Source organism: Massilia sp. NP310, from assembly GCF_019443485.1.
In the GTDB taxonomy this organism is placed as follows: Bacteria; Pseudomonadota; Gammaproteobacteria; order Burkholderiales; family Burkholderiaceae_D; genus Telluria; species Telluria timonae.
On record NZ_CP080379.1, the window covers coordinates 3,089,213 to 3,116,195 of the forward strand.

Genomic DNA, 26,983 nt, shown 5'->3' on the forward strand with positions numbered 1-26,983 from the left:
GTGATTAACGAATATGGAAGGACTACGATGACGACCGCTACCAATCCCCTCCTCGACTTTTCCGGCCTGCCGCGCTTCGACGCGATCAAGCCCGAGCACGTCACGCCCGCCATCGAGCAGCTGATCCTTGACGCCAATGCCATCGTGGCGCAACTCGAAGCCCCGGTGGATGACGTCACCTGGGACACCCTGGCCCCGCTCGACGACGCCAGCGAACGCCTGGGCCGCGCCTGGGGCGTGGTCGGCCACCTGAACCACGTGGTGGACACGCCCGAGCTGCGCGCCACCTATAACGAGAACCAGCCGAAGGTCGTGGAGTTCTCCACCGCCATCGGCCAGAACGAGGCGCTGTTCGCCAAGTACAAGCAGCTGCGTAATGGCCCGCACTGGGACAGCCTCAACCCTGTGCGCCAGCGCATCGTCGAAAACGCCCTGCGCGACTTCCGCCTCGGCGGCGCCGAACTGCCGGAAGATAAAAAGCCGCGCTTCGCCGAGATCCAGGAGCAGCAATCGCAATTGTCGACGCGCTTCTCGGAAAACGTGCTGGACGCGACCAACGACTACAAGCTGGTGGTCGAGAACGAAGAAGAACTCGCGGGCCTGCCGGACGACGTGAAGCAGGCCGCCAAGGCCGCCGCCGAGCGCGATGGCAAGAGCGGCTGGCTGTTCACCCTGCACTTCCCGTCCTACTTCCCGGTGCTGCAGTTCGCCGACAACCGCGCGCTGCGCGAAACGATCTACCGCGCCAGCGCCACCAAGGCGTCGGACGCCGGCATCATGTTCACCGAGGTCGAGAAGTGGGACAACTCGTCCAATATCGTCAACCTGCTCAAGCTGCGCAACGAAGAAGCGCGCCTGCTCGACTACGGCAGCTTCGCCGACGTCTCGCTGGTGGCCAAGATGGCGCAGAGCCCGCAGCACGTGATCGAATTCCTCGAAGACCTGGCGCGTCGCGCGCGTCCGTACGCCGAGAAAGACCTGCTCGAGCTGCGCGAGTTCGCGCGCACCGAGCTTGGCATCGATGATCTGCAATCCTGGGACGTCACCTATGCTTCCGAAAAGCTGCGCGAGAAGCGCTATGCCTTCTCGGCCCAGGAAGTGAAGGAATACTTCCCCGAACATAAGGTGCTGCAAGGCCTGTTCGGCGTGATCCGCCAGCTGTTCGAGGCCGACGTCATCCCCGAAGAGGCGCCCGTATGGCACCCGGACGTGCGCTTCTACCGCATCGAGCGCAACGGCCAGCTGGTCGGCCAGTTCTACCTCGATCCGTATGCGCGCGCCGGCAAGGCCCAGGGCGCCTGGATGAACGATGCGCGCGGCCGCCGCCTGCTCTCTGGCGGCGCGGTGCAGACCCCGGTCGCCTACCTGGTCTGCAATTTCACGCCGCCGGCGACGGTGGACGGCGTGCTGCAGCCGTCGCTGTTCACGCATGACGAAGTGACCACGCTGTTCCACGAATTCGGCCACGGCCTGCACCACATGCTGACCGAAGTCGAAGAGCTGTCGGTGGCCGGCATCTCGGGCGTCGAATGGGATGCGGTGGAGCTGCCGTCGCAGTTCATGGAAAACTTCTGCTGGGAGTGGGACAAGCTGCAGCAGATGACCGCGCACTACAAGACCGGCGAACCGCTGCCGCGCGCGCTGTACGACAAGATGCTGGCGGCGAAGAACTTCCAGTCCGGGATGCAGACCCTGCGCCAGGTCGAGTTCTCGCTGATCGACATGCACCTGCACTACGATTTCGATCCGCACAGCCAGCAGGTGCAGGAACTGGTCGACGACATCCGCCGCAACTTCGCCGTCATCACGCCGCCGTCGTTCAACCGCTTCCAGCATTCGTTCAGCCATATCTTCGCGGGCGGCTACGCGGCCGGCTATTACAGCTATAAATGGGCCGAGGTGTTATCCAGCGACGCCTATGCCGCATTCGAAGAAGCCGTCGAATCCGGAGCCGACCTGTTCGACACCGGACGCCGCTTCCACCGCGAGATCCTCGCCGTGGGCGGCTCGCGGCCGGCGCTCGAATCGTTCAAGGCCTTCCGCGGCCGTGAACCTTCGATCGACGCTTTGCTGCGCCATAGCGGCATGAATGCCTGATCATTTGGAAAACTGCGCAGGAAACTGCACCGGAGGGCGAAAGCCCTCCTCTTTTTAGTGATGCCATGACCCGGATCGACTTCCATACCAATATCCCCGATAAGCTGTCCTATGCCTGCCGGCTGGCGCGCAAGGCATATGGCGCGCGCGCCAAAGTCGTGGTGCTGGCAGAAAGCCCTGAACAGGCCGAGGCATTGAATGCGGCGCTGTGGAACGTGGGGGATACCGATTTCATTCCGCACGTGCTGGCCGGCGATCCGCTGGCGCCGCAGACGCCGATCGTGATTACCGATAATGAAGACGCAACGCTGCCGCACCACGATATGCTGGTGAACCTCACGCGCCGCACGCCGAACAATTTCGCGCAATTCGCGCGCGTGTTCGAAATCATTTCGCTTGATGAAGACGATGCCGCCGAGGGACGCAAACGCTATGTCGCCTATAAAAGGCAATCCTATCCATTGACCCACTTCGTCGCAGGACAGACATGAACCAGGATCCCGCTTTCGATGCCAGCATTCCCGTATTGACCGAGGTCGTCGCCGACTCGCCGGCGCCTGCCGCGCCAGTGGCGTCAAGCGCTCCCGCTGCGGCAGCGGCAGCCGGCGCCACGACCGGAACGAACGGCGCCGACGACGCGGAGTCCCCGGAAGCCCTGGAACGGCGGGCCGCCGACCGCTGGAGCGGCGAGCAGTGGAGCGTCATGGAACGACGCCTGACCGAACGCGTGCTGCAGCAATTGCAGGGCCGGATCGATTTCGTGCTCGAACAGCGGCTGCGCGACGGCATCGCCGAAGCGGTAGATAAAGCGATGGCGGGTTTTTCGGCCGAAATTCGCGCGAGCCTGCATCAATCCCTGGGCCAGGTCGTGACCCGCGCCGTTTCACAAGAAATTGCCCATCTCCAGAACCTGGGAAAATAACCCCACATGCATTAACGATTTGCCATGTATTTGATTCGAAATCACCCCGCGCACGATTGTCATTCATATTCGGCGATTAAATAGTAAAATCGCTGCGCGGCACTTCGAAACGAATCGAATCACCTAATCAAGGATGAAACAAAATGGCAAACATCGATCTGTCGGGTTATAACCTCGCCGAGCTGAAGGGTCTTCAATTCGATATCGAAAAGGAGATCAAAAACCGCCAGCAGCAAGACGTCAAGAAAGCGCGCGAGCAGATTCTCGAGATCGCCCAGAATATGGGAATCTCGGTGGAAGAATTGCTGGCCAAGGGCACTGGCAAAAGCAAGAAAGCAGGCGGCGGCGCCAAGGTGAATCCCCAATACCACAACCCGGCCGACAATTCCCAGACCTGGACCGGCCGTGGCCGCCAGCCAAAATGGGTCGTGGAAGCGCTGGGCAAGGGCAAGTCGCTGGACGATCTGCGTATCTGACCGCGGCCTTTCCCTGTCGAGGCAACTCCTGCGCGCCGCCGTGACCACGTCCGGCGGCGCCACCTCTCCTGTTTTCTGTCTCATCGGTGGTTTCGGCTAAGATTGCAGGTTCAGCAATCATCCGGCCGTACCAGTGAAACGAACTTCCCTCATCGCCGCGCTCGTGGGCGCCGCCATCCTGGCCATCGGCACGGCCGTCTACTTCACCGATACCATCGAACAACGCCCCGGCGCCCTGGCCATCCTGACGCCGCCCGTCGCGAAGACCACGCCATTCTGGCCGGCGCGGGTGAGCCTGCTGGCGGGCGACGGCCGCGACGGCGTGATCGACGGGCCGGGCAGCGCCAGCCGTTTCAGCGATCCCTATGGCGTGGCCATCGGCGCGCGCGGCGCGGTGTACGTGGCCGACGGGGGCGAAGCCAACCGCATCCGCCTGATCCAGCCCGACGGCGCGGTCTCGACGCTGGCCGGCGGCAAGGAAGGCTTTGCCGACGGCATCGGCGCCGCGGCCGCCTTCCACACCCCGTCCGCCCTGGCGCTCGACCATGAAGGCAACCTGTACGTGGCCGACACCGGCAACCATGCGATCCGCAAGGTGGCGCCCGACGGAACAGTGACCACGGTGGCCGGCAGCGGCAGCCCCGGCTACCTGGACGGCATTGGACGTGCGGCCCAGTTTAACGGCCCGGTCGGCATCGCGGTGGACGACGCCGGCATCGTCTACGTGGCCGACACCTACAACGACCGCATCCGCCGCATCGCGCCCGATGGCATGGTGACCACGCTGGCCGGCAATGGCAAACCCGGGCTGCTGGATGGCGCGCTGCTCGACGCCGGCTTCGACACCCCGAGCGCGCTGGCGGCCGGCCGCGACGGCACGCTGTACGTGGCCGACACCGGCAACCACGCGGTGCGCCGCATCAAGCCCGACGGCACGGTCGACACGCTGGCGATCCCGCTCGAAGGCGAGACCAGGCCGCCGCTGCGGCGTCCGGCGGGCCTGGCGCTCACGCGCGACGGCTACCTGTACATCGCCGCCAGCGCCGGCGGCCGCATCCTGCAACTGACGCCGGAAGGAGAAATGCGCCCGCTGCAGGACGTCGACCGCCCGCTCGATCCGAACGGCTTCGGCAGCGACGGCACGGTGCAGCTGTACGGTCCGCGCGGCATCGCGGTCGGCCGCGACGGCAGCCTGGTGGTGGCGGACGCCAATGCCCACCGCGTGCACCGGCTGGCGCCGCCGCGCGAGGGCGAACCGGCGCCGGTGCTGGCGCGGCCGGCGCTGGTCACGCGCACCGAACCGATGCCGTGGCCGGTCGGCCCGCAAGACATGGTCCATGAAGTCGTCGGCGTGATGGGCGAGGTGCGCGGCGCCTACAACGGCGACAGCCGCCACCATTTCCACGCCGGCCTGGACGTGCGCGCCGACGTCGGCGCGAAGGTGCTGGCGGTGTTCCCGTCGAAAGTGACCGACCCGCATGCCAACTGGGGCTTCAACACGCTCAGCGAAGGCCTGAGCGTGGGCCCGCTCTCGTATATCCACATGCGCGTCGGACGCGACCCACAGGGCCGGCCGCTCGATAAGCGCTTCCAGATCCTGCGCGAAGGGAAAGCGAACGGCGACGGCAAGGTCGTACGGGTGCGGGTGCCGCGCGGCACCCGCTTCGCCGTCGGCGATGCGCTCGGCACCATCAATGCCATGGCCCACGTCCACTTGGATTACTACCAGGGCGGGACGGTGGTCAATCCGCTGACCCTGCCCTTCGTCGGCTTTACCGACACCGTCCCGCCGTTCATCCAGCGCATCGCGCTGTACGACGGCGCCGGCAAGCGCATCACGGCGAAGAAGGGCCAGCCGATCCTGTTGCCCCGCAGCCTGGGCGAGGTGCAGGTGGTCGTGAATGCCTACGACCAGGTGAACGGCAACCTGGCGCGCCGCAAGCTCGGCCTGTACAAGCTGGGCTACCAGCTCCTGCAGGCCGACGGCACGCCGCTGCCCGGCTTCGGGCAGCCCGTCATCACCCAGGTCTTCGACCGCCTGCCGCGCAACCAGGACGCCGTCAAGGCCGTCTACGCGCCAACCAGCGGCATCACGGTCTATGGCAGCAAGTCGACCCAGTTCGACTATGCGCTGGGCAACCGCCTGCAGGACGGCGAGATCGAGACCGGCAGCTGGCGCATCGGCGAGCTCGCGCCCGGCCGCTACACGCTGCGCATCCACGCCGCCGACTTCGCCGGCAATCTGGCCCAGGAGGGGCGCGACCTGGACTTCGAAGTAACCGACTAGACTGCTCACGTCCATGGAACCATTGCGCCACGCCGGCATCTGAATAGGACGGGCGAAGGAGGTGATGGTGGACAGGTACGACGTGCTCATCGCCGGCGCGGGGCCGACCGGCCTGGTGCTGGCCTTGTGGCTGGCGCGCCAGGGCGTGAAGGTCGCGGTCGTGGACAAGGCGGCGCAGCCCGGCACGACCTCGCGCGCGATGGCGGTCCAGGCGCGCACCCTCGAGCTGTACCGCCAGCTCGGCCTGGCCGACGAAACGATCGCCGCCGGCAAGCGCAACATCGCCCTCAATATGTGGGTGCGCGGCAAGCGCCGCGCGCGCCTGTCGTTCCAGGACGCCGGCGAAAAGCTCACGCCCTACCCCTTCGTGCTGGTGTATCCGCAAGACCTGCACGAGCGGCTGCTGCTGCGCCATCTCGGGCAGGCCGGGGTGCAGGTCCAGCGGCCGGTCGAGCTGGTCGCCTTCGAGGATCGCGAAGACTATGTGGTGGCGCGCCTGCGCGATGCTGACGGCGGCCTGCGCGAATGCGAGGCGCGCTTCCTGGCCGGCTGCGACGGCGCCAGCTCCACCGTGCGCCAGAAGCTCGGCGCCGGTTTCCCCGGCGGCACCTACGACCACGTCTTCTACGTCGCCGACGTCCAGGCCGCCGGCGTGGCGGCCGACGGCGAGGTGCACGTCTCGCTCGAGACGTCCGACTTCGTCATCATGCTGCCCTATACCGACACCGGACGCGGACGCCTGATCGGCACCGTGCACCGCATCTCCACCGACAGCCACGGCGCCGGCCCCTACACCTTCGACGACGTCGGCCACAGCGCCCTGTCCAGCCTGGGCCTGCGGGTCGACCAGGTGCACTGGTTCTCGACCTACCGCGTGCATCACCGCGTGACCAGCCATTACCGCAGCGGCCAGGTGTTCCTGGTGGGCGACGCCGCCCACGTGCACAGCCCGGCCGGCGGCCAGGGCATGAACACCGGCATCGGCGACGCCGTCAACCTGGCCTGGAAGCTGGCCGCCGTGGTGCGCCACGATGCGCCGGACAGCCTGCTCGACAGCTACGAGACCGAGCGCCTGGCGTTCGCACGCAAGCTGGTCGACACCACCGACCGCATGTTCAACTTCATCACCGCCGAGGGCAACTTCGCCGACTTCGTGCGCACCCGCATTGCGCCGCTGTTCGCCACGGTCGCCTACGGCGTCGACACCGTGCGCGAACTGATCTTCAAGATCGTCTCGCAGATCACGATCAGCTACCACGACAGCCCGCTCAGCATCGGCAGCGCGGGGAGCGTCAAGGCCGGCGACCGGCTACCCTGGGTGGACGCTGACGGCGCGGACAACCACGCGCCGCTGGAGAACATGGACTGGCAGGTGCAGGTCTATGGCGAGGCGGGCGACGGCCTGCGCGCCTGGTGCCAGCTGCACGGCATGCCGTTACGCGAATTCGCCTGGAGCGCGCGCCATGAAGCGGCCGGCTTCGCGCGCAACGCCCACTATCTGGTGCGGCCCGACGGCCACGTCGCCCTGTGCGATCCGGGCCATGGCCCCGATGCCCTGGCCCACTACTTCCGCGACCGCGCCTACCGGCGCTTCTGCGACTGACGCTACCCGCGCGGCATGAAATGCCGCCGCCATTCTAGACATCAATGTCTAGATAACCTAAGCTGACTGTCGCCGGGAATCGTCCCGCCTCACAAGGACCGTCATGCTGAAGAAACTCGCCGTCAAATTCGCCATCGCTTCCTGCGCCGCGTTCGCACCCGCCCACGCGGCCGACCTGCCGGCCTACCCCTTCATCCACGTGAACGCCGCCGCCGACCTGCACGTGATGCCGGACACGGGCGAGATCGATTTCGAGATCGTCAGCCTGGAGCCCGACCTGGAAGCGGCCTGGAAGCTGGTCAGCGAACGGCTCGAGGCCAGCCGCGCGCTGCTCGCGCAGCACGGTGTCGCGGTCGAGGACATCGCGGTGCAGGACCTGCTGCGCCGTCCACTCAGGCAGGCCGATATACAGGGCGATACGGTGCCAGCGATCGAGACCCGCGCCGCGGTCCACGCCACGGTGCGCAACCTGGATGGCTGGACGGCGCTGATCCAGGCCTTGATGACGATGCCGAACGTCGAGTCGCTGGCGGTCGCCTTCAGCCGCAGCGACGCCGACAAGATCGAGGCCGAACTGGTGAGCCAGGCCCTGGCTGCGGCGCGCCTGAAGGCGCAGAACATCGCGCGCGGCATCGGCGCCAGGCTGGGACCGGCGAACGGCGTGGCGCTGGCGCCGCTGAAGAACCTGTCGAACGCGATGGGACTGGCGACCGACGGCCCGCGCTATACCCCGGTCGCGGCGGTGCGCGATCCGCTTCTGGTGGGCGTGCAAAAGCTGGTGCAGGGCGTGGACGTGATCTACCGGATCGGTAAATAGGCGCCGCCCCCGCGCTTCCGATGTCACCTTCCTGTCATGATGAAGCGTGCCGGGCAGTGAGCAAGAGTATGCTCGAGTCATCGACGTCATGTCAGTGAAAGGACCATCATGGCCAAGCAACAAAAACCGGCGCAGCCGGTGTCCAAGGCAACCCCGACGGCGGCTTCCCAGCCGCGTGAGACCGCGGCGAGCGGCCTGGAGTCGTTCCAGCAGCTGGACCAGGAACTGAGCCGGGAAGCCGCCGCCACCCCGCCGGCCGCGGAAGATCCGAAAGAAGACCAGCCGCTGCCGAAGGAGAAACCGATCCGCCCGGTCAAGGCCGAACCGGTGCGCCTGCGCGGGCGCATGACGCTGGAAGACGCGTTCCAGAGCATCGGCCTGAATTGCGTCCGCCAGATCGAGGCCAACGTGCCGGGCGTGCTGAAGCAAAACGTCGAAAGCCTGCACCAGATGCGGGTGGGCCTGCGCCGCCTGCGCGCGCTGCTTGCGATGTTCGAGGACCTGGCCGCGCCGCCGGTCGCCCTGCACGCCGACATCGAATGGCTGTCCGGCGAACTGGGACCGGCGCGCGACTGGGACGTGCTGGCCGACTCCACCCTCGACCGGGTCCACGGTTTCGACGCGACGGCGCTGCGCCAGGCCGCGCACGAGCGCGCGAACGCGCATCACGCGCACATCCTGAACGTGCTGCGCGAGCCGCGCTACCGTGACCTGATGACGCAGCTGAACGAATGGCTCGGCGAACGTCGCTGGCGTCTCGACGCCACGCTGGACAAGGATTCGCCCCTGGCCGAACGCGCCGCCAGGGCCGCCCTGCCCCTGCTGCGCAAGGCCGAGAAGCGCCTGGCCAGGCGCATCGACGGCCTGGACGAGGGCGACGCGCCTGGTCGCCACCGGGTGCGCATCGCCGCCAAGAAGGCGCGCTACGCGGCCGAATTCTTCCGCGACCTGCTGCCGGCGCGCCGCGTCAAGCGCTACGTCGGCCACCTGGAAAAGCTGCAGGACCGCCTTGGCCTCCTGAACGACATGGCGGTGGCCGACCACCTGCTCGAGGAACTCAAGGGCGGCGGCAGCCAGATCGCCAAGCAGGCCGCCTACGTGCGCGGCTACATGGCCGCCAGCGGCGAGGCCGGCGCCCGCGACCTGTCGAAGGCGCTGGCGGACGTCGCCAGGCGGCGCATCACGCGCTGAACGAGCTTGTGTTCAGCGCCTTCCGAAGACCGGAACGTGTGGCGCGGCGCTGTGCTTCGTCCATGCCAGGTCGTTGGGCCGCGCGCAACGCATTCATCCCTGGCCGGACACCGGCGCCATATTGCCGCAGTCGCTGCCCAGCCATTTGCCAGTGCCGCTGGTTTTCTGGGTCATCATCGCGCCGCCTGGACCGGCCATCGTGGCAGTCGAGTCGAAGGTGTAGGCAGTGTCGCTCGGGGTCTTCACGACAGCATCGATTTTCACTTGCGGCTGGTTGCACTGCATGCTCACATTCATGCCGCCAGCCGTCGGCGTCGCGTTCCTGGTGCAGCCTTCAGGACCTTTTTTACCAAACACGTCGAACTTCGCGATGTCTTCTTTCGTAATGCACTGTTTGGTGCGCAAGCCATCGTCGGTGAATTCCGTGCCGCTGGCGCCGAGCCTTCTTTGTATTTCCGCGCGCTGGGCGGGCGGCATCGAGGCCATCTGGCTCTTCATCAGCGCGACGATACCCGCCATCTGATTGCCCCCTGCCTGGCCGGGTAGCGTCATGTCGATCTGCCACAGTCCAGGCTTGATGTTGACTTGCTGCGCAAACGCATTCGTAGCGCACAAGGTGGCCATACTCAATGCGATGCTTGCGGTTCGAATCATGCTCATGGTCGCTCCTGGTAGGTGGGCCACCAGTGTAGCCGACCTGGCCGTGCATCCGCGCATGCGGTGCGGCCTGTCATATCCCAGGCGTGGGCGGCAAGCCGCGAACGCGTAAACGAACAAGCGCGCCATGCTCACGCAGGCGCGCTTCGTTTCGTGCGTCTTTTCAGGCGATTACTTGGTCGCCAGCACCCACTTGACCAGCGAACGCGCTTCGGCCTCGCTCACCTGCGGATTGGCCGGCATCGGGATCGGCCCCCAGGTGCCGGCGCCGCCTTTGAGCACCTTCTGCACCAGCTTGTCCTCGGCGCCCTTCTGGCCCGCGTACTTCTGCGCGACGTCCTTGTAGGCAGGACCGACCAGCTTGGTGGCGACGGTGTGGCAAGCCATGCAATTCTTGGCCTTGGCCAGGTCGGCCTGGGCGAATGCACCCGATGACGCGAAAGCCGACAGCACCACACACAACATCAGGGACCGCTTCATTTGTTTCTCCGAATTTATGACTGAGTGGATTCTACCCCCTTTCCCTGCGGGGCAAAGAGAGCGATACACTCTGTAACGCGATCGCCACGTTTACCAATATCCTGTAACAAGAAAATAGCAACTTTTGCCCGTCGGCATTCTTTTCTTTGTAAGATGTGAGGCCTGAAGGAGCTTTCCACATCATGCCACTCATCCTCTTGATCGTCGCCCTGGCCGCCTTGCGCTTCTTCGAGGTCTGGCGTTTTGCCGAGCTGTCCTGGTGGGTCATCGCCGGGCTGTTCGTTGCTGCCTTTATCTGGTTCGAGTACATCGAGAAAATGCTCGGGCTCGACAAGAAGAAAGAACACGAACTGCAGGACCAGCGCCGCAACGAGCGCGTCAAGAAGACCCTCGACAAGCGTCGCTGAACGGCGCCTGTAGGTGCCCTGTGATACATTGCACGTATCACAGCTTGTCCAATCACTCATGCATCCCGAACTGCGCCAGCTGCGCCATTTCGTCACCGTGGCCGAAGAGCTGCATTTCGGCCGCGCCGCGCGCCGCCTGCACATGACCCAGCCGCCGCTGTCGCAGAGCATCGCCAATCTCGAAGAACTGTTCAAGGCCCCGCTGTTCGTGCGCAACCGGCGCATGGTCGGCCTGACCGCGGCCGGCGCCGCCCTGCTGCCGGAAGCGCGCCGCATCCTCGAGGAAGCCGCCGCGCTGCCCGAGCTGGTGCGGCGCGCGGCCAGCGGCGAGGCTGGGCGCCTGGCCCTGTCGTTCGTCTCGACCGCGGCCTTGCGCATGCTGCCCGACGTGCTGCGCCGCTATCGCGTCGCCTATCCGGCGGTGCGCCTGGTGCTGCAGGAAGCGACCTCCGACGTCCAGTTCGAAGAACTGCTCTCGGGCCGCATCGACGCCGGCTTCGTGATCCCGCCGCAACCGGGCGCGCCCGACGGCATGGCCGACGGCGCCCTGGACTACCTCAAGATCGTCGACGAGCCGCTGGTGCTGTGCGCGCCGAGCGGGCTGGCGGCGCTGGAAAGGCCAGGCCCGGTGCGCCTGCGCGACCTGCCGCCGCTGCCGCTGGTGATCTTCCCGCGCACGGTGGCGCCCAGCCTGCACGATGCGATCCTGGCCTGCTTTCGCGCGGCCGGGGTGCTGCCCACCATCGGCCAGGAAGCGATCCAGATGCAGACCATCGTCAGCCTGGTTTCCGGCGGCATGGGCTTGGCACTTGTGCCACAATCCGTGTCGAACCTGATGCGTCCCGGCGTAGAATACCGTGCCCTGATCGATCCGGCGCCGCTGGCCGAAACCGGCCTGGCCTGGCGGCGCGACAACGATTCGCCCGTGCTGAAGGGCTTCCTGGAATGTTTGAAGAATTGAAGAGAGACTGACTATGCTGATTCATCCGCAGCCGGACCCGATCGCGATCTCGCTCGGCCCGGTGCAAATCCACTGGTATGGCCTGATGTACGTGGTCGCCTTTGCCCTGTTCATCATCCTGGGCCGGGTGCGCATCCGCATGCCGCACGTCGCGGCGCAGGGCTGGACCCGCGACGACCTGGACGACATGCTGTTCTACGGGATGCTGGGCGTGATCGTGGGCGGCCGCCTGGGCGAAGTGCTGTTCTACCAGCCGCTGTACTTCCTCGCGCACCCGCTCGAGATCTTCATGATCTGGAAGGGCGGGATGTCCTTCCACGGCGGCTTCCTGGGGGTGCTGATCGCGATGGCGCTGTGGGCCCGCAAACGCAAGCGCAACCTGCTCGACGTCTACGACTTCATCGCGCCGCTGGTGCCGCTCGGTTATGCCGCCGGCCGCATGGGCAACTTCATCAACGCCGAACTGCCGGGTCGCTTGGCCGACCCGACCCTGCCGTGGGCCATGCTGTGGCCAGGCGTGGCCGGCCCGCGTCATCCGTCGCCGCTGTACCAGGCGCTGGTCGACGGCGTGCTGGTGTTCGTGATCCTGTGGCTGTTCGCGCGCAAGGCGCGTCCGCGCCTGGCGGTCGGCGCCATGTTCACCCTGCTGTACGGCTGCGCGCGCTTCTTCACCGAGTGGTTCCGCGTGCCGGACTGGGAAACCACCGTGTTCGGCCTGCCGATCACCTCGGGCCAGGTGCTGTCGCTGCCGATGATCGTCGCCGCCCTGGTCATGCTGGCCTGGGCCTATCGCCAGGCGCCGGGACGGCCGGTCACCGCCTGATCCGCCTCTGAGTGGGCGAGCGCACAGAGCGCTCGCTCTTTACTGCTCGACAATGAGGCTCCACGGATCGGAGCCCTCATGGATCACACCAGGCGCAGGCGGCATATCGGATGGTGGCTGCTCCTCGCGGCCATCGTCGTATTGACGGTCGTCGCCTTCGCCATCATGTGGCGCCCCGCGCTGGCGCCGCAAGCCACGCCACCTTCCTTCGACCAGGCCCGCATCGAGCGCGGCGCCAACCTCGCAAACCTCGGCATGTGCGCCTCCTGTCACACCGCCGACCTGTCCCGCCCCTTCGCCGGCGGCAAGCCGATGGAGACGCCGTTCGGCACCGTCCACAGCACCAATATCACGCCGGACCGCGACACCGGCATCGGCGCCTGGAGCCCTGAAGCCTTTACCCGATCGATGCGCGAGGGCGTCTCGCGCGACGGTCACCTGCTGTATCCGGCCTTCCCCTACAACCACTACGTGCGCATGACGCAGGACGATATCGACGACCTGTACGCCTACTTCATGACGCGGCCCGCGATCGCCGCGCCGGCGCGCGACAACGCCATGACCTTCCCCTTCGGTTTCCGGCCGCTGGTCGGTTTCTGGAACGTGCTGTACCTCGATGATGCGCCGTGGCGGCCCGACCCGCGACAATCCGCCGAATGGAACCGCGGCGCCTACCTGGCCGACGCCGTCGCCCACTGCGCCGCCTGCCATACGCCGCGCACGAAGCTGGGCGGTCCGGATCTGAAGCGCCAGCTCGATGGCGGCGAAGCCGAGGACTGGTATGCGCCCGCCCTGAACCGTCACTCGCCGTCGCCGCTGCCATGGACGCGCGAAGCGCTGCAGGCTTACCTGCGCACCGGCATGGCCGAGGATCACGCAGTGGCCGGCGGCCCGATGCAGGACGTGGTGATGCACCTGGCCCAGGCCGATGCGGGCGACGTCGCCGCGCTGGCCGCCTGGACCCACGGCCACCTGTCGCAGGCGCCGGCGCGCACGACGCCGGCGCAGCAGGACGGCCCGCTGCCCCAGCCCGCCGCCGCCGATCCCGAACTGCCGCGCATGCGCCTCGGCTACGAGCTCTACGCCAATTCCTGCGCGCGCTGCCATGACGTCGGCCGCGCCCCGAGCTCGGGCGCCGCCCTGCCCTTGCAGAAGGCGATCGCCCTGTACGACCCCGACCCGCGCAGCCTGATCCATATCGTCGACACCGGCATCCTGCCGCCGGATGGCGAAGCGGGACGCTGGATGCCCGGCTTCAAGGCGATCCTGACTGACGAGCAGGCCGGCGCGCTGGCCGCCTACCTGCGCAAGTACGGCGCCGGCCAGCCGGCCTGGCCGGAACTGGACGAGCAAGTGAGCAAAGCGAGAGCACCATGACGACCTACCGCCTGCAGGTAAACGGCAAGAGCCACGCCGTCGACCTTGAACCCGACACCCCGCTGCTGTACGTGCTGCGCAACGACCTGGGGCTGAATGGCGCCAAGTTCGGCTGCGGCCTGGGCCAGTGCGGCTCCTGCACCGTGATCATGGACGGCAAGCCCGTGATGTCCTGCCTGGTGCCCGTGTCGAGCGTCGGCGCGCGCGCCGTGCGCACCGTCGAGGGCCTGGGCAGCAGCGACACGCCCGGCGTGCTGCAGCAGGCCTTCATCGACGAGCAGGCGGCGCAATGCGGCTACTGCATCGCGGGCATGATCATGCAGGCCACCGCGCTGCTCGAGCGCGAACCGAATCCGAGCGACGCCCGGATCCGCGCCCACATGTCGCCCAACCTGTGCCGCTGCGGCACCCATATGCGCATCCTGCGCGCGGTGCGGCGCGCGGCGGACCGGCTTGCGGCCGGAGGCAAGCGATGAGCCTCGACCAGGGTCGGCGCCGCTTCCTGGCCGCGGGCGGGGCGTTGACGCTGTCGTTCGCGATGCCGGCGTGGTCGGCGCAGGATGCATTGCCGAAGAGCCTCGAAAAAACGCCCTGGCTCGACGCCTGGATCCGCATCGACGCCGACGAACGCATCACGGTCTTCACCGGCAAGGCCGAGCTCGGGCAAGGCATCAAGACCGCGCTGCTGCAGGTCGTGGCCGACGAGTTGCGCATCGCGCCTGGGCGCCTGACCCTCGTCACCGCCGACACCGCGCGCACGCCGGACGAAGGCATGACCGCCGGCAGCAACTCGATGAAGGACAGCGGCGCCGCGCTGCGCCATGCGGCGGGCCAGGTGCGGATGCGCCTGGGCGAACTGGCGGCGGCGCGCCTGGCAGCGCCAGCGGCCGGCCTGGCATTGAAGGATGGCGCCTTCATCGCCCCTGACGGCCGCCGCGCCAGCTTCGGCCAGTTGGTCACCGGCCAGGAACTGCGCCTGCGCGCCACGCCGCAGCCGGCGCCGCCAGCGCCCGGCTTGGCGACGGCGATCGGCAAGTCGCTGCCGAGGATCGACATCCCGGCCAAGGTCACGGGCGGACGCGCCTACGTGCAGGACCTGCGCCTGCCGAACATGGTGCATGCGCGCGTGGTGCGCCCTCCCGCGCAGGCGGCGACCTTGAGCGCGGTGGATACGGCCGCCGTCATGCGCCTGCCCGGTGTGTTGAAAGTCGTGCGCGACGGCCGCTTCCTGGCCGTGATCGCGGACGGCGAATACCGCGCCGTGAAGGCCGCCGCGCTGCTCGCGCGCGGCGCGCGCTGGGAGACGCCGGCCGCGCTGCCGGTCCACCCGGACGTCAAGGCCCTGGTGATGGCGCAGCCGGCCGAACCGACCACCATCCTCGAACGCGGCGCGCGGGTGCAAGAAGGCGTGCATCTGAAGGCCACCTATACCCGTCCCTTCCAGCTGCACGCCTCCATCGGGCCTTCGTGCGCGGTGGCGCAGCTGGTGGAGAACCGCTACACGGTCTGGACCCACTCGCAGGGCGTGTTCCCGCTGCGCGGCGCGCTGGCCGAGCTGTTGGCGGTAAAGGAAGACGCGATCCGCTGCATCCACGTCGAGGGCGCGGGCTGCTATGGCCATAATGGCGCCGACGACGTGGCGGCCGACGCCGCCCTGCTGGCGCGCGCCTTCCCGGGCCGGCCGGTGCGGGTGCAGTGGATGCGCGAGGACGAGCATGCATGGGAACCGTTCGGCGCGGCGATGGTGGCCGAGGTGGCGGCCACGCTCGGTCCCGACGGCCGCATCGCCGACTGGCAGTACGACGTCTTCACGCCTTCGCACAACACCCGTCCCGGCAAGGCCGGCAACCTGCTGCCGGCCACGCATCTGGCAAAACCATTCGCGCCGCCCACCCCGAAACCCAGCCCGCAGCCGGAAGGCAGCGGCGACCGCAACGCGGTCCCCTATTACCGGCTGCCGAACGCGCGCGTGACCCATCACTTCCAGCCGAAGGCGGTCCTGCGCACCTCGGCCATGCGCGGCCTGGGCGCCTATTGCAATGTGTTCGCGATCGAGAGCTTCATGGACGAGCTGGCGCGCGCGGCGAAAGTCGACCCGGTCGCGTTCCGCCTGCGCCACCTGGAAGATCCGCGCGCCATCGACGTGGTCGAGCTGGCGGCGGCGAAGTTCGGCTGGGATGGCTACAAGAAGACCGCGCGGCGTGGCCGCGGTTTTGCTTTTGCGCGCTACAAGAACCTGGCGTCGTATTGCGCGCTGGCGGTCGAGGTGGAAGTGGCGCGCGAAACGGGGCTGGTGCGCGTGACGCGCGTGTCGAGCGCCGTCGATTGCGGCGAGATCGTCAACCCGGACGGCGTGCGCAACCAGATCGAGGGCGGCATCGTGCAGTCGGCCAGCTGGACGCTGCTGGAACAGGTGCGCTTCGACGCCGCGCGCGTGCTCACCGTGGACTGGGCCTCGTATCCGATCCTGCGCTTCGCCCAAACACCGGAGAAAATTGACGTGCACCTGATCGACCGCCCCGGCCAGCCCTTCCTGGGCACCGGCGAGGCGGCGCAAGGCCCGGCCGCGGCGGCGATCGCGAACGCGGTGTTCGACGCCTGCGCCCTGCGCATGCGCGACCTGCCGCTCGACCGCGCGCGCGTCAGGAAGGCTTAATTGAACGCCTTCCAGAACATATAGGCCGCCAGCGCATACAGGATCACGGCGAAGATGCGCTGCAGCTGGCGCACCGGCATCTTGTGCGCGGCGCGGGCGCCAAGCGGCGCCATGGCCACGCTGGCCAGCACGATGATGGCCAGCGCCGGCAGGTAGACAAAGCCCAGCGACCATGCCGGCAGGCCCGGTTCGCCCCAGCCATAATACACATTCGACAGCGTCCCCGAGAGCGCGATCGGAAAGCCCAGCGCCGCGCTGGTGGCGACCGCGTTATGGATGCGCACGTTACAGCGCGTCATGAACGGCACCGAGACGAAGCCACCGCCGGCGCCCACCAGTCCCGACAGGATCCCGATCAGGCCACCTGTGGCGAACATGCCTGCCCGGCCCGGCAATTCGCGCGCCGCCGTCGGCTTCTTCCCGATCAGCATCTGGGTGGCCGAGAAGGCGACGAAGCAGCCGAAGAAGAAGGCCAGCACCGAGGTATTCATCTGCTTGCCGATCCAGGGACCGATCCAGGAACCGATCAGGATGCCCGGGGCCAGCAGGCGCACCACGGGCCACAGCACGGCGCCATGCTTGTGGTGGGCGCGCACCGAGGACATCGAGGTAAACAGGATGACGCCGAGCGCGGTGGCGATCGCCATGTGGACCACGAGTTCGTCGGCGATGCCGCGCGCGGTGAAGATCATGGTGATGAAGGGCACCAGCACCATGCCGCCGCCGATGCCGAGCAGGCCGGCCGCGAAGCCGCCGAAGGTGCCCATCGCCAGCAGGGCCAGGATCAGCCAGGGATCCATTCAGGCCTCCCTGGCGCGCACGAGTTGGACGACCGCATCCCATTCGGATCTGGTGACCGGCGAGATCGACAGCCGGCTGCCCTTTTGCAGCAGCACCATGCTTTCCAGCGCGGGAACGGTGCGCATCTCGGCCAGCGGCAGATAGCGCCCCGCCTCCCGCGCGCGCACGTCGATCGAGATCCAGCGCGGCGTTTCCGGGGTGGCTTTCGGGTCGTGGTAATGGCTGGCGGGGTCGAACTGGGTGGCGTCGGGATAGGGACCGCTCGCGATCTCGGCCAGCCCGGCCACGCCGGGCACGGCGCAGCTGGAGTGGTAGAACAGGACGCCGTCGCCGACGGCCATCGCGTCGCGCATGAAGTTTCGCGCCTGGTAGTTGCGCACGCCGAACCAGGCCACGGTCTGGCCGGGTGCGGACAGGACGTCGTCGAAACTGACTTCGTCCGGTTCGGATTTCATCAACCAATAGCGCATTGCGCCGATCTCCCTGCAAGGCGCGCCGACAGGTTTGACGCGCGCACAAAAAAAGCGGCTGCGTACAAAGTGCGCAACCGCTTGTGTATCCTAGCCCCCGCCAGTGCCGTTATTGCCGGCATCCTGAACCAAAACGGTTCAAGGCGGTCACGGTCAGATCAATTTCGGGTTCGTCAAACGAGTGACGCTCACTCCCATCGAACTTGTTCCACGACCTATGCGTAAGAATGGTTCAAGGAATATATGGCAAATCTCGAACACCGCAGGGTAGAGCGCAGTTTACTCTTTTGATCCGTCATGTCAAATGGATTCGGTTTTCAGAAAAGATTTTCCTGGGGCGTCAGCGCCTTGTCGAGCACGGTGTGCATCGCTTCCAGTTTTTGCTTGACTTCGAGAATCGACATGTCCGACAGCGGTCCCTGCGGCGACTTGACCGACAGGAATTCCGCGGCGACGCTCAGCGCGGCCATCACGGCGATGCGGTCGGTGCCCTTCACCTTGCCCGAATCGCGCAGCTGGCACATCTTGCCGTCGAGGTAGGCCACCGCTTCGCGCAGGGTGCGCTCTTCGCCGTCGCGGCAGGCCAGGCGGTAGGGCTGGCCCATGATGGTGACGTCGAGATGGATCATCGTTGCTCCTGCTGGCGGGCGGCATGCGCGAGATGGAGCGGCCGCGGTTCATCCGGCCCGGGCTCGGGTTGCCCACCCTCGCCTTCGGCTTGCGCTTCGCCCGGCGGCTTGGGCAACTCGTCGAGCAGCGCCTCGACCCGGCGCTGGGCCTCGAACAGGCGCTCCTTGAATGCCAGGTTCTCGGCGCTGAGCAGGGTATTGGCCTGACGCAGCAAATAGTTCTCGGCGCGCAACGACTGGGTCAGCTGGGCGAGCCGGTCGATTTTGTCTGAGAGGTCTTGGAATTCGGAAATCATTCGACACTATAGGATCGAGAGGGATTTTCCGTCAACCGAATCGCGCTGCGGTGCGGCATGCCGCGCCCGCCGCCGGCCGTCCCGGCTGCCTGGCGTGCGGCAGGAAAGCGCCAGGCGGTGTACGCTGCCCGCCTCTTGCCAGGTTCGCACCGGGTGGCGAGAGATGCCAAAAACACATTGCTTGAAGCCCTGAAGGCTTGTGCCAGCTCAAGCGCACGAAAGTATTTAGCAATCTTGCTGCTTGAAATGGCAAATTATCGTCCCTATAATTAGCACTCGTTAGTAGAGAGTGCTAACAACTCTTTGCAGACCGACGCGGTGCTTGCCACAAGACTGCGACGGTGTCAAAAAACGCAAGTTAAACCACTGAATATTAAGGAGTTTTGCATGAACCTTCGTCCTCTGCACGATCGCGTTATCGTGAAGCGCCTCGACCAGGAAACCAAGACTGCGTCCGGCCTGATCATTCCTGATGCCGCGGCAGAGAAGCCAGACCAAGGCGAAGTCCTCGCCGTCGGTAACGGCAAAGTGCAAGACAACGGCCAGGTTCGTCCGCTGGAAGTGAAAGTCGGCGACCGCGTGCTGTTCGGTAAGTACTCCGGCCAGGCCGTCAAGGTCAATGGCGAAGAACTGCTGGTGATGCGCGAAGAAGACATCATGGCCGTCGTGGCCCAGTAAGTCTCATTCCCTGACCCCATTCACGATACATTCGGAGAAATAACAAATGGCAGCTAAAGAAGTAGTGTTCGGCGACGCAGCGCGCGCCAAGATGGTCGAAGGCGTCAATGTCCTGGCCAACGCAGTCAAGGTCACCCTGGGCCCGAAAGGCCGCAACGTCGTGCTCGAGCGCTCGTTCGGCGCCCCGACCGTCACCAAGGATGGTGTCTCGGTCGCAAAAGAAATCGAACTGAAAGACAAGCTCCAGAACATGGGCGCGCAGATGGTCAAGGAAGTCGCTTCCAAGACCAGCGACAACGCCGGTGACGGCACCACCACCGCGACCGTGCTGGCACAAGCCATCGTGCGCGAAGGCATGAAGTTCGTTGCCGCCGGCATGAACCCGATGGACCTGAAGCGCGGCATCGACAAGGCCGTCGCAGCGACCGTCGAAGAACTGAAGAAGATCGCCAAGCCAACCACCACCTCGAAAGAAATCGCGCAAGTCGGCGCGATCTCGGCCAACTCGGAAACCTCGATCGGCGAGCGCATCGCCGAGGCAATGGAAAAAGTCGGCAAGGAAGGCGTCATCACCGTCGAAGACGGCAAGTCGCTGAACGATGAGCTGGACATCGTGGAAGGCATGCAGTTCGACCGCGGCTACCTGTCGCCGTACTTCATCAACAACCCGGACAAGCAAGTCGCCGTCCACGAGCAGCCGTTCATCCTGCTGTGCGACAAGAAGATCTCGAACATCCGTGACCTGCTGCCGGTGCTGGAGCAAGTCGCCAAGGCCGGCCGTCCGCTGGTCATCATCGCCGAAGACATCGAAGGCGAAGCGCTGGCGACCCTGGTCGTCAACAACATCCGTGGCATCCTGAAGACCGTCGCCGTCAAGGCGCCAGGCTTCGGCGACCGCCGCAAGGCCATGCTGGAAGACATCGCCATCCTGACCGGTGGCCAGGTCATCGCCGAAGAAGTCGGCCTGACCCTGGAAAAGGTCACCCTGGCCGAACTGGGCCAGGCTTCGCGCATCGAAGTCGGCAAGGAAAACACCATCATCATCGACGGCGCCGGCCAGGCTGAATCGATCGAAGGCCGCGTCAAGCAGATCCGCGCCCAGATCGAAGAAGCGACCTCGGACTACGACCGCGAAAAACTGCAAGAGCGCGTGGCCAAGCTGGCCGGCGGCGTTGCCGTGATCCGCGTCGGTGCAGCCACCGAAGTCGAGATGAAAGAGAAGAAGGCACGTGTCGAAGACGCGCTGCACGCAACCCGCGCTGCCGTCGAAGAAGGCATCGTGCCAGGCGGCGGCGTGGCCCTGCTGCGCGCCCGCGCTACCCTGGACGTCAAGGGCGACAACCCTGACCAGGACGCCGGCATCAAGATCGTCCTGCGCGCCATGGAAGAGCCGCTGCGCATGATCGTCCAGAACGCGGGCGACGAGCCATCGGTCGTGGTCGCAGCCGTCCTGGGCGGCACCGGCAACTACGGCTACAACGCCGCCAACGGCACCTATGGCGACATGGTCGAAATGGGCGTGCTGGATCCAGCCAAGGTCACCCGCTCGGCACTGCAGAACGCAGCGTCGATCGCCGGCCTGATGCTGACCACCGACTGCATGGTCTCGGAAGTCGTCGAAGACAAGCCAGCCGGCGGCATGGGCGGCATGGGTGGCATGGGCGGCATGGGCGGCATGGACGGCATGATGTAATCCAGCCGGTCGCCTGGCGCGCCGCGGCAACGCCGGCGCGCCAGTCCTCCACGACGAAAAGCCCGCGAGGTTCACGCCTCGCGGGCTTTTTGCTGTCCGACCTACTGAAAAACCGGGACGGCGGCTCAGCGCCGGGCGCGCGGCCCCTTGCGGCGCAGCCACAGCATGGCCGCCATGGCCACGCCGCCCAGCCACAGGGTGCCGGGCTCCGGCACGTCGACCGGATCGTTCGGCTCGACCTCGGTATCGTCCGGGGGCAGGCCCGGGGTGCCCGGCGTGCCCGGCGTATCGGGGCCACCCGGCGTATCGGGTCCACCCGGCGTGCCGGGCACGCCAGGCGTGGGCAGCGGCAGCTCCGGGTTCGGACCCGGGCCGGGATCGGGATCGGAGCCCGGACCGGTTCCGGTTTCCGGCGTCGGTGTCGACGGCGTCGGCGTATCCGGCGGGCTGCCGCCCGTGTCGCCGGGATTGCCTCCCCCGCCAGTGCCGCCATCGCCCTCGCTGGCGTTGCCCGGCGTCGGGTTGCCAGCGGCTGGCGGCGCCGTCGCGCCATCGCCGCTGCCATCGCCCAGCGTGCCGCCGCTCGAGATGCCCGAGCCATACCGCGCGGGCGGGCTGCCCATGAGGTCGGCCAGGCGCGGCTGCGCGACCGGCGCGGCGCCGCGCAGCAGGCCGGCGCCGTCCGGGAACACGTCGGGGTAGTAAGCCGGTCCTGCTCCGGGACCGTCGTCGAGTCCCTCCAGGCCGGCCGCCACCGCCATCAGGCCGCCGCCATCCTCGGTGACGAAGGAATCGAGTTCCGATTCGGTCGGGCCATTGGCTTCGACCGGGTACATCGGCACGTCCGAAATCCGGTTGGCGCAGCGCGCCCGCATCTCGTTCCTGCCGTCGGTGAGCAAGGTTTCGCCCGGCGCCAGCATGAGTTTCTTCTTTGTCCAGTACACCCGGTTGCCCTTACGGTACGACACGTACACGGCGCGCGGCTTGGTGACGGTGACCGCACGCGCGTTGGCGACGTCGAAGCCGGCATAGTGCGCCGCGACCACGGCGTCGGTGCGGATGACGCGCGCCAGCTCGTCCGCGTCCGCCACGCCGCCGGGAATGATCGAGAACGGATAGACGCGCCGCGCGGCGCCCTGCTCCGCGGCCGGCGCCGCACTGGCGGCGGCCGGCGCGATGGCGGCGCTGGGGCTCGCGCCGACATGGATGACCTCGTCCGGCTTGCGGTCCAGCCAGGTCCAGTCGATGTCCAGCGGCGGCGCCAGCACGCCCGCGACGCCCGTGGCAAGGCCCAGCATGGCAAGGATGCCAAGACGCTTTTCGCGTTGCGACGCTTTGACGAGGCGGCGGCTGTAGGCAGAGCGGCAGCGGTCCATGGGGACGAGTGGTGAGGGTGCAAAGTAGGAGTGGTCCTACAGAATAGCATTATTTCTATGAATAAATTACGGTTCCATGGTGAAAAATGTGATTTCGTGGCAAAAAACACGAATTACTTTCTGTATAGAAATATTTCGCACGACAGGCGCAAAGCATCGTTGCAATGCCCTTGCGTTCCGCGCAATCGATGCAGTCGGTCAGACGGCATCCGTGTTGCTGGTCGAACACGCATGGTTTACCATGACCGCCTGCCCTCACGAGACCCGCCATGTCCACACGCGCCGCTTCTTATTCTCCCTTGCGCCTGACCATTGCCGCACTGATGCTGTGCTGCGCCGTCGCCGGCTGCAAGCGCGCCGAACGCGAAGCGCCGCCGGCGCCGGCGCCGGCCGCGCCAAGCGTTCACGTGCCGGCGCACACGAAGGAAGAAGCGATGGCCTCGCTGCTGGCGTTGCCGGAACTGCAGGCGTGGTCGCGCCAGATCGAGCAGCGCAGCCAGGGCAAGGCGCGCGGCGCCGTGATCGAGGACGATCCGGTCCCGCGCGAAGTCAACGGCAAGAAGTATTACCAGCTGAGTTTTGTCGAGAACCGCGCCGAGGATGCGCGCCGCCGCGAGAGCTTCCTGGTGGCCCAGGACGGCAGCGAGATCCTGGTCGACGACGCCGATTCGGACACCCTGCTCAGCCTCCAGGAATGGCGCCGCACCATCGAGCGCGTGGATATCAAGAGCGCCAACTGACGCCGTGCGCCGCGGCGCTCAGCTGTCCAGGTGAGAGATGAGCAAGCGGCGCGGATCCTGGCCGGCGCCCTGCCCATGCTGGCCATCGACCGAGATCCCCACCGCCATGATGTCGATCAGCAGCAACTGCAGGATGCGCGAGATCATCGACAGGAAGCTGGTGCTGTCCTCGCTGTGATCGACCGCCAGGCATACGCTGGCCTTGCGCGCCAGCGGCGACTGGCTGTTGCTGATGGCGATCACGTCGGCGCCGGCGGCGCGCGCGATGTCCACCGCCTGCAGCAGCTCCGGCAAGCCGCCCGAATTCGAGACCGCGATCACCACGTCGCCCGGCCCCAGCAAGCCCGCGGCCAGCGTGAACAGGTGGGCGTCGCCATACAGCGCGGTCGGGATCTTGAAACGGAAGAATTTGTGCTGGCCATCCAGCGCCACCGCGCGCGAATTGCCGAGCGCATAGAACTCGACGCGCCGCGCGCGGCTCACGAGTTCGATCGCGCGGTCGAGCGAGCGCACGTCGAGCTGGTCGCGGAAGCGCAGGATGGCGGAGACCGTGTTGTCGATCACCTTGGCCGACAGATCGTGGGTGCTGTCGCTCATGCGCACCTGGCTGTGGCGCACGGGGATCGCGCCGGTCAGGCTGCTCGCGAACTTGAGCTTGAATTCGGCCAGGCCCTGGAAGCCCAGCGAGCGGCAGAAGCGGATCACGGTCGGCTGGCTCACGTCGGCCAGGCGCGCGATCTCGGCGATCGGTTCGTTCAGCACCGTGCGCGGATGCTCGAGCACGAGCGTCGCCACCCGCGCCTCGGCCGGCGACAGCTCTTCGCGTAGTTGCCCGATGCGTTCCATCAGCGTGTTGGCGCCGCTGCGCCCGCGCAGGTGCTCGGCCAGGATGGTCGCCACGCCGTGGAAGGCGGGGTTCGGCGTGGTGATCACATAGGTCGGGATATCCGCCAGGTAGTCGGAAAAGCGTCCCTTGGCCTCGAACCGCGTGCGAAACGGCGAGCGCGCGAACCATTCGCCGAGGCGCGGCACGATGCCGCCGCCGATGAAGATGCCGCCGAAGGCGCCCAGGGTCACCGCCAGGTTGGCGGCGGCGCCGCCCAGCATGCCGCAGAAGCACTCCAGCGTCTCCAGGCACAGCGGGTCGTCGGCCTCGAGCGCGCCGGCCACGATGGCGGCCGCGCTGCGCTCTTCGGCCCTGACGCCGTTGCGGTCGGCCAGCGCGCGGTAGATGACTTCCATGCCCGGCCCCGAGATCAGGCGCTCGTTCGACACGTGCGGCCATTCGCGCCAGGCGTATTGCAGGATGGCGAACTCGCGCTCGTCGGCCGGCGCGAAGTTGACGTGGCCGCCCTCGCTGCCCAGCGTGACGAAGCCGTCCGCGGTCGGGATCCCGCCCGACACGCCCAGGCCCGTGCCGGGCCCCAGCACGCCGATGACGGCGCCCGGCACGGGCGTGCCCGGCCCCACCTGCATCAGGTCTTCCTTGGCGAAGCCCGGCAGCGCGGTGGCCAGCGCGGTGAAGTCGTTGACGATCAACAGGGTCGACAGGCCCAGCTCGCGCCGCACCGCGTCGGTGGAGAACTCCCAGGCGCGGTTGGTCATGCGCACGTAGTCGCCGTTGATCGGGTTGGCGACCGCGAATGCGCCGTGGTTCAGCCGCACGTCCTCATGCTCTGCCAGGTAATGGCGCAGCAGCGGGACGATGCCCTCGAAGTCGTCGCAGCGCAGCACCTGGACCGAGCGAAACACTCCCGGCGCGGTCTGCAGCGCGAAGCGCGCGTGAGTTGCGCCGATGTCGGCCAGCAGGCGCGGGCCGTCGGCGAACGCCGTGCGCGCGAACTTTTCCGGCTCCTGCTGGATAGTCATCAGCCCTCCGCGCGTTCCAGGCCGAACCAGGCGCCGAACGGCGGCAGGGTCACGCGGCCGCCCCGGGCGTCGCCGGCCAGGCCGTCGACCGCGAGGCGGTCGGTGGCTTCGGTGGCCGGCCAGTCGAACGTGACTTCCGCGTTCGACAGGTTGAACGCCGCCAGCACGCTGCGCTCGCCCTCCAGGTCGCGGCGCAGGGCCAGCACCGGCTCCGGCGCGTCGATGAAGGCGATCTCGCCGCGCGTCAGCTGCGGCATGGTGCGGCGCAGGGCGATGAAGCGGCGCTGGAAGTTCAGCATCGAATCGGGGTCCTTGTCCTGCAGGTCGACCGCGGCGGCGGCGTGCGAGGGCTCGACCGGCAGCCACGGCTTGCCCGTGGTGAAGCCGGCGTGCGGCGCGGCGGCCTGCCACGGCATCGGGGTGCGGCAGCCGTCGCGGCCCTTGAACTCGGGCCAGAAGGTGATGCCGTACGGGTCCTGCAGCAGTTCGAACGGCACGTCGGCTTCGTGCAGCGCCAGCTCGTCGCCCTGGTACAGGCAGGGGGTGCCCTTGAGCGAGAGCTGCATCGCCAGCACCATCTTGGCAAAGCCGGCGGTGGCGTGCGGGCCGCCCCAGCGCGTCATCACGCGGATCGCGTCATGGTTGCCGACCGACCAGGAAGCCCAGCCTTCCTCGACGCGGCGCTCGAAGTCTTCCACTTGCGCGCGGATGTGGGCAGCGGTGAACACCGGCGTCAGGAAGTTGAAGCTGTAGGCCATGTGCAGCTTGTTCCCGCCCGCCATGTACTCGTTCATCTGGGCCAGCGCGTCGTCCGAGCTGATCTCGCCGATCGAGACCGCGCCGAATTCATCCAGCTGGGCGCGCAGTTGCTCCAGGAAGGCGATGTTCTCGGGCTGGGTCTTGTCGTAGATGTGGGCCTGCATGCCGTACGGGTTCACGTCGGTCACGGTCGAGGTGTCGCGCACCAGCGCCGGCGGATTGCTGCGCAACTGGCGGTCGTGGAAGTGGAACACGCAGGCGTCCAGGCGCACGCCGTCGACGCCGCGCTCGAGCCAGAAGCGCTGGGCCGCCAGGTGGGCTTTCTGCACCTCGGGATTGTGGAAGTTCAGCTGCGGCTGGCTCACCAGGAAGTTGTGCATGTAGTACTGCTTGCGGCGGGTATCCCATTGCCAGGCCGAGCCGCCGAACACCGACAGCCAGTTGTTCGGCGGGTTGCCGTCCGGGAGCGGATCGGCCCAGACGTACCAGTCCGATTTCGGGTTGTCGCGGTTGGAACGGCTTTCGACGAACCAGGGGTGGGAGTCGGCGGTGTGCGACATCACCTGGTCGATCATGATCTTCAGGCCCAGGCCATGCGCCTTGGCGACCAGGCGGTCGAAGTCGGCCAGGGTGCCGAACATCGGGTCGACGTCGCAGTAATCGGCGATGTCGTAGCCGAAGTCGCGCATCGGCGACTTGAAGAACGGCGACAGCCAGACGATGTCCACGCCCAGGCTCGCGATGTAGTCGAGCTTCTCGGTGATGCCGGCCAGGTCGCCGATGCCGTCGCCGTTCGTGTCGAGGTAGCTGCGCGGATAAACCTGGTAGATGATGGCGTCGCGCCACCAGTTCGGATTCGTCGTGGTCGGGATCTGGGTCATGGCTGGTCCGTGGTTTGGAATTCTAGGCAATATACAG

26 protein-coding genes and 1 other RNA gene are annotated in these 26,983 nt (G+C 66.9%); 17 read left to right on the forward strand and 10 right to left on the reverse strand.

What is annotated here, in order from left to right; genetic code table 11:
* The first annotated feature begins 27 nt into the window (after window positions 1-27).
* The 8 genes from KY496_RS13650 (at window position 28) to KY496_RS13685 (ending at window position 9,393) form a co-directional block, all read left to right on the forward strand.
* Window positions 28-2,097, forward strand: a complete 2,070-nt coding sequence (locus KY496_RS13650; RefSeq protein WP_005665683.1) for a M3 family metallopeptidase — start codon at window positions 28-30, stop codon at window positions 2,095-2,097.
* A 65-nt stretch (window positions 2,098-2,162) separates the two neighbouring features.
* Window positions 2,163-2,588, forward strand: a complete 426-nt coding sequence (locus KY496_RS13655) for a DNA polymerase III subunit chi (protein WP_005665679.1) — start codon at window positions 2,163-2,165, stop codon at window positions 2,586-2,588.
* Window positions 2,585-3,019 (forward strand): hypothetical protein, encoded by a 435-nt coding sequence (locus tag KY496_RS13660; RefSeq protein ID WP_005665678.1) that lies wholly within the window; start codon window positions 2,585-2,587, stop codon window positions 3,017-3,019. The genes KY496_RS13655 and KY496_RS13660 overlap by 4 nt, the downstream gene beginning before the upstream one ends.
* 143 nt (window positions 3,020-3,162) lie before the next feature.
* Window positions 3,163-3,495: an H-NS family nucleoid-associated regulatory protein gene (locus tag KY496_RS13665; protein ID WP_005665677.1), complete on the forward strand. Its 333-nt coding sequence runs from the start codon at window positions 3,163-3,165 to the stop codon at window positions 3,493-3,495.
* 133 nt (window positions 3,496-3,628) lie between these two features.
* Window positions 3,629-5,782 carry an NHL repeat-containing protein gene (locus tag KY496_RS13670; RefSeq protein WP_219861102.1) on the forward strand — a complete coding sequence of 718 codons (2,154 nt, stop codon included), beginning with the start codon at window positions 3,629-3,631 and terminating at the stop codon, window positions 5,780-5,782.
* Window positions 5,783-5,846: 64 nt separating this feature from the next.
* Entirely contained in the window at window positions 5,847-7,385 is a 1,539-nt protein-coding gene (locus KY496_RS13675) for an FAD-dependent oxidoreductase (RefSeq protein WP_229409753.1), read from the forward strand.
* A gap of 103 nt (window positions 7,386-7,488) precedes the next feature.
* Window positions 7,489-8,202: an SIMPL domain-containing protein gene (locus KY496_RS13680; RefSeq protein ID WP_005665674.1), complete on the forward strand. Its 714-nt coding sequence runs from the start codon at window positions 7,489-7,491 to the stop codon at window positions 8,200-8,202.
* Between the two features lie 108 nt (window positions 8,203-8,310).
* Window positions 8,311-9,393, forward strand: coding sequence for a CHAD domain-containing protein (locus KY496_RS13685; RefSeq protein WP_005665672.1), 1,083 nt, complete (start codon window positions 8,311-8,313; stop codon window positions 9,391-9,393).
* 93 nt (window positions 9,394-9,486) lie between these two features.
* Here KY496_RS13685 and KY496_RS13690 read toward each other — a convergent pair whose 3' ends face one another.
* Window positions 9,487-10,053, reverse strand: coding sequence for a DUF3617 domain-containing protein (locus KY496_RS13690; protein WP_005665670.1), 567 nt, complete (start codon window positions 10,051-10,053; stop codon window positions 9,487-9,489).
* A 168-nt stretch (window positions 10,054-10,221) separates the two neighbouring features.
* The gene (locus tag KY496_RS13695; protein WP_005665668.1) at window positions 10,222-10,530 is read right to left on the reverse strand and encodes a c-type cytochrome; all 309 of its coding nucleotides are present in this window, start codon (window positions 10,528-10,530) and stop codon (window positions 10,222-10,224) included.
* A 182-nt stretch (window positions 10,531-10,712) separates the two neighbouring features.
* Between KY496_RS13695 and KY496_RS13700 the strand changes: the two genes are divergently transcribed.
* The 6 genes from KY496_RS13700 (at window position 10,713) to KY496_RS13725 (ending at window position 16,754) form a co-directional block, all read left to right on the forward strand.
* A complete protein-coding gene (locus KY496_RS13700; RefSeq protein ID WP_005665667.1) occupies window positions 10,713-10,937 on the forward strand; it encodes a TIGR04438 family Trp-rich protein in 225 nt (74 codons plus the stop codon).
* A 58-nt stretch (window positions 10,938-10,995) separates the two neighbouring features.
* Entirely contained in the window at window positions 10,996-11,898 is a 903-nt protein-coding gene (locus KY496_RS13705; protein WP_005665665.1) for a LysR family transcriptional regulator, read from the forward strand.
* A 13-nt stretch (window positions 11,899-11,911) separates the two neighbouring features.
* Window positions 11,912-12,721 (forward strand): prolipoprotein diacylglyceryl transferase, encoded by an 810-nt coding sequence (lgt, locus tag KY496_RS13710; protein WP_005665662.1) that lies wholly within the window; start codon window positions 11,912-11,914, stop codon window positions 12,719-12,721.
* 78 nt (window positions 12,722-12,799) lie between these two features.
* Complete coding sequence (locus tag KY496_RS13715) at window positions 12,800-14,098, forward strand: cytochrome c (RefSeq protein ID WP_219861104.1); 1,299 nt, start codon at window positions 12,800-12,802, stop codon at window positions 14,096-14,098.
* Window positions 14,095-14,574, forward strand: coding sequence for a (2Fe-2S)-binding protein (locus KY496_RS13720; protein WP_219861106.1), 480 nt, complete (start codon window positions 14,095-14,097; stop codon window positions 14,572-14,574). Before KY496_RS13715 ends, KY496_RS13720 begins: the two co-directional genes overlap by 4 nt.
* Window positions 14,571-16,754, forward strand: a complete 2,184-nt coding sequence (locus KY496_RS13725) for a molybdopterin cofactor-binding domain-containing protein (RefSeq protein ID WP_219861108.1) — start codon at window positions 14,571-14,573, stop codon at window positions 16,752-16,754. The genes KY496_RS13720 and KY496_RS13725 overlap by 4 nt, the downstream gene beginning before the upstream one ends.
* On the opposite strand, the gene KY496_RS13730 is transcribed toward KY496_RS13725, so the two are convergent.
* The 5 genes from KY496_RS13730 to KY496_RS13750 form a co-directional block, all read right to left on the reverse strand.
* Window positions 16,751-17,554 carry a sulfite exporter TauE/SafE family protein gene (locus KY496_RS13730; RefSeq protein WP_005665656.1) on the reverse strand — a complete coding sequence of 268 codons (804 nt, stop codon included), beginning with the start codon at window positions 17,552-17,554 and terminating at the stop codon, window positions 16,751-16,753. The genes KY496_RS13725 and KY496_RS13730 overlap by 4 nt on opposite strands.
* Window positions 17,555-18,025: an EVE domain-containing protein gene (locus KY496_RS13735; protein WP_005665655.1), complete on the reverse strand. Its 471-nt coding sequence runs from the start codon at window positions 18,023-18,025 to the stop codon at window positions 17,555-17,557.
* A gap of 90 nt (window positions 18,026-18,115) precedes the next feature.
* Window positions 18,116-18,297: non-coding RNA, 6S RNA (gene ssrS / locus KY496_RS13740), on the reverse strand.
* Between the two features lie 45 nt (window positions 18,298-18,342).
* Window positions 18,343-18,654, reverse strand: a complete 312-nt coding sequence (locus KY496_RS13745) for a cell division protein ZapA (RefSeq protein WP_005665654.1) — start codon at window positions 18,652-18,654, stop codon at window positions 18,343-18,345.
* Window positions 18,651-18,950, reverse strand: coding sequence for a hypothetical protein (locus tag KY496_RS13750; RefSeq protein WP_005665653.1), 300 nt, complete (start codon window positions 18,948-18,950; stop codon window positions 18,651-18,653). The genes KY496_RS13745 and KY496_RS13750 overlap by 4 nt, the downstream gene beginning before the upstream one ends.
* Before the next feature lie 387 nt (window positions 18,951-19,337).
* On the opposite strand from KY496_RS13750, the gene groES reads away from it, so the two are divergent.
* Window positions 19,338-19,628 carry a co-chaperone GroES gene (groES, locus tag KY496_RS13755; RefSeq protein WP_005665652.1) on the forward strand — a complete coding sequence of 97 codons (291 nt, stop codon included), beginning with the start codon at window positions 19,338-19,340 and terminating at the stop codon, window positions 19,626-19,628.
* Between the two features lie 46 nt (window positions 19,629-19,674).
* Window positions 19,675-21,321: a chaperonin GroEL gene (gene groL / locus KY496_RS13760; protein ID WP_005665651.1), complete on the forward strand. Its 1,647-nt coding sequence runs from the start codon at window positions 19,675-19,677 to the stop codon at window positions 21,319-21,321.
* 125 nt (window positions 21,322-21,446) lie between these two features.
* On the opposite strand, the gene KY496_RS13765 is transcribed toward groL, so the two are convergent.
* Window positions 21,447-22,619 carry a PEP-CTERM sorting domain-containing protein gene (locus tag KY496_RS13765; protein WP_219861110.1) on the reverse strand — a complete coding sequence of 391 codons (1,173 nt, stop codon included), beginning with the start codon at window positions 22,617-22,619 and terminating at the stop codon, window positions 21,447-21,449.
* A gap of 347 nt (window positions 22,620-22,966) precedes the next feature.
* Here KY496_RS13765 and KY496_RS13770 point away from each other — a divergent pair, with 347 nt between their 5' ends.
* Window positions 22,967-23,437, forward strand: coding sequence for a hypothetical protein (locus KY496_RS13770; protein WP_005665649.1), 471 nt, complete (start codon window positions 22,967-22,969; stop codon window positions 23,435-23,437).
* Between the two features lie 18 nt (window positions 23,438-23,455).
* Here the strand turns inward: KY496_RS13770 and KY496_RS13775 are convergent, their stop codons facing one another.
* Together KY496_RS13775 and KY496_RS13780 are read right to left on the reverse strand one after the other, a co-directional pair.
* Window positions 23,456-25,306 (reverse strand): glucokinase, encoded by a 1,851-nt coding sequence (locus tag KY496_RS13775; protein WP_219861112.1) that lies wholly within the window; start codon window positions 25,304-25,306, stop codon window positions 23,456-23,458.
* Window positions 25,306-26,946 carry an alpha-amylase family glycosyl hydrolase gene (locus tag KY496_RS13780; RefSeq protein WP_005665647.1) on the reverse strand — a complete coding sequence of 547 codons (1,641 nt, stop codon included), beginning with the start codon at window positions 26,944-26,946 and terminating at the stop codon, window positions 25,306-25,308. Before KY496_RS13780 ends, KY496_RS13775 begins: the two co-directional genes overlap by 1 nt.
* Window positions 26,947-26,983: the final 37 nt, after the last annotated feature.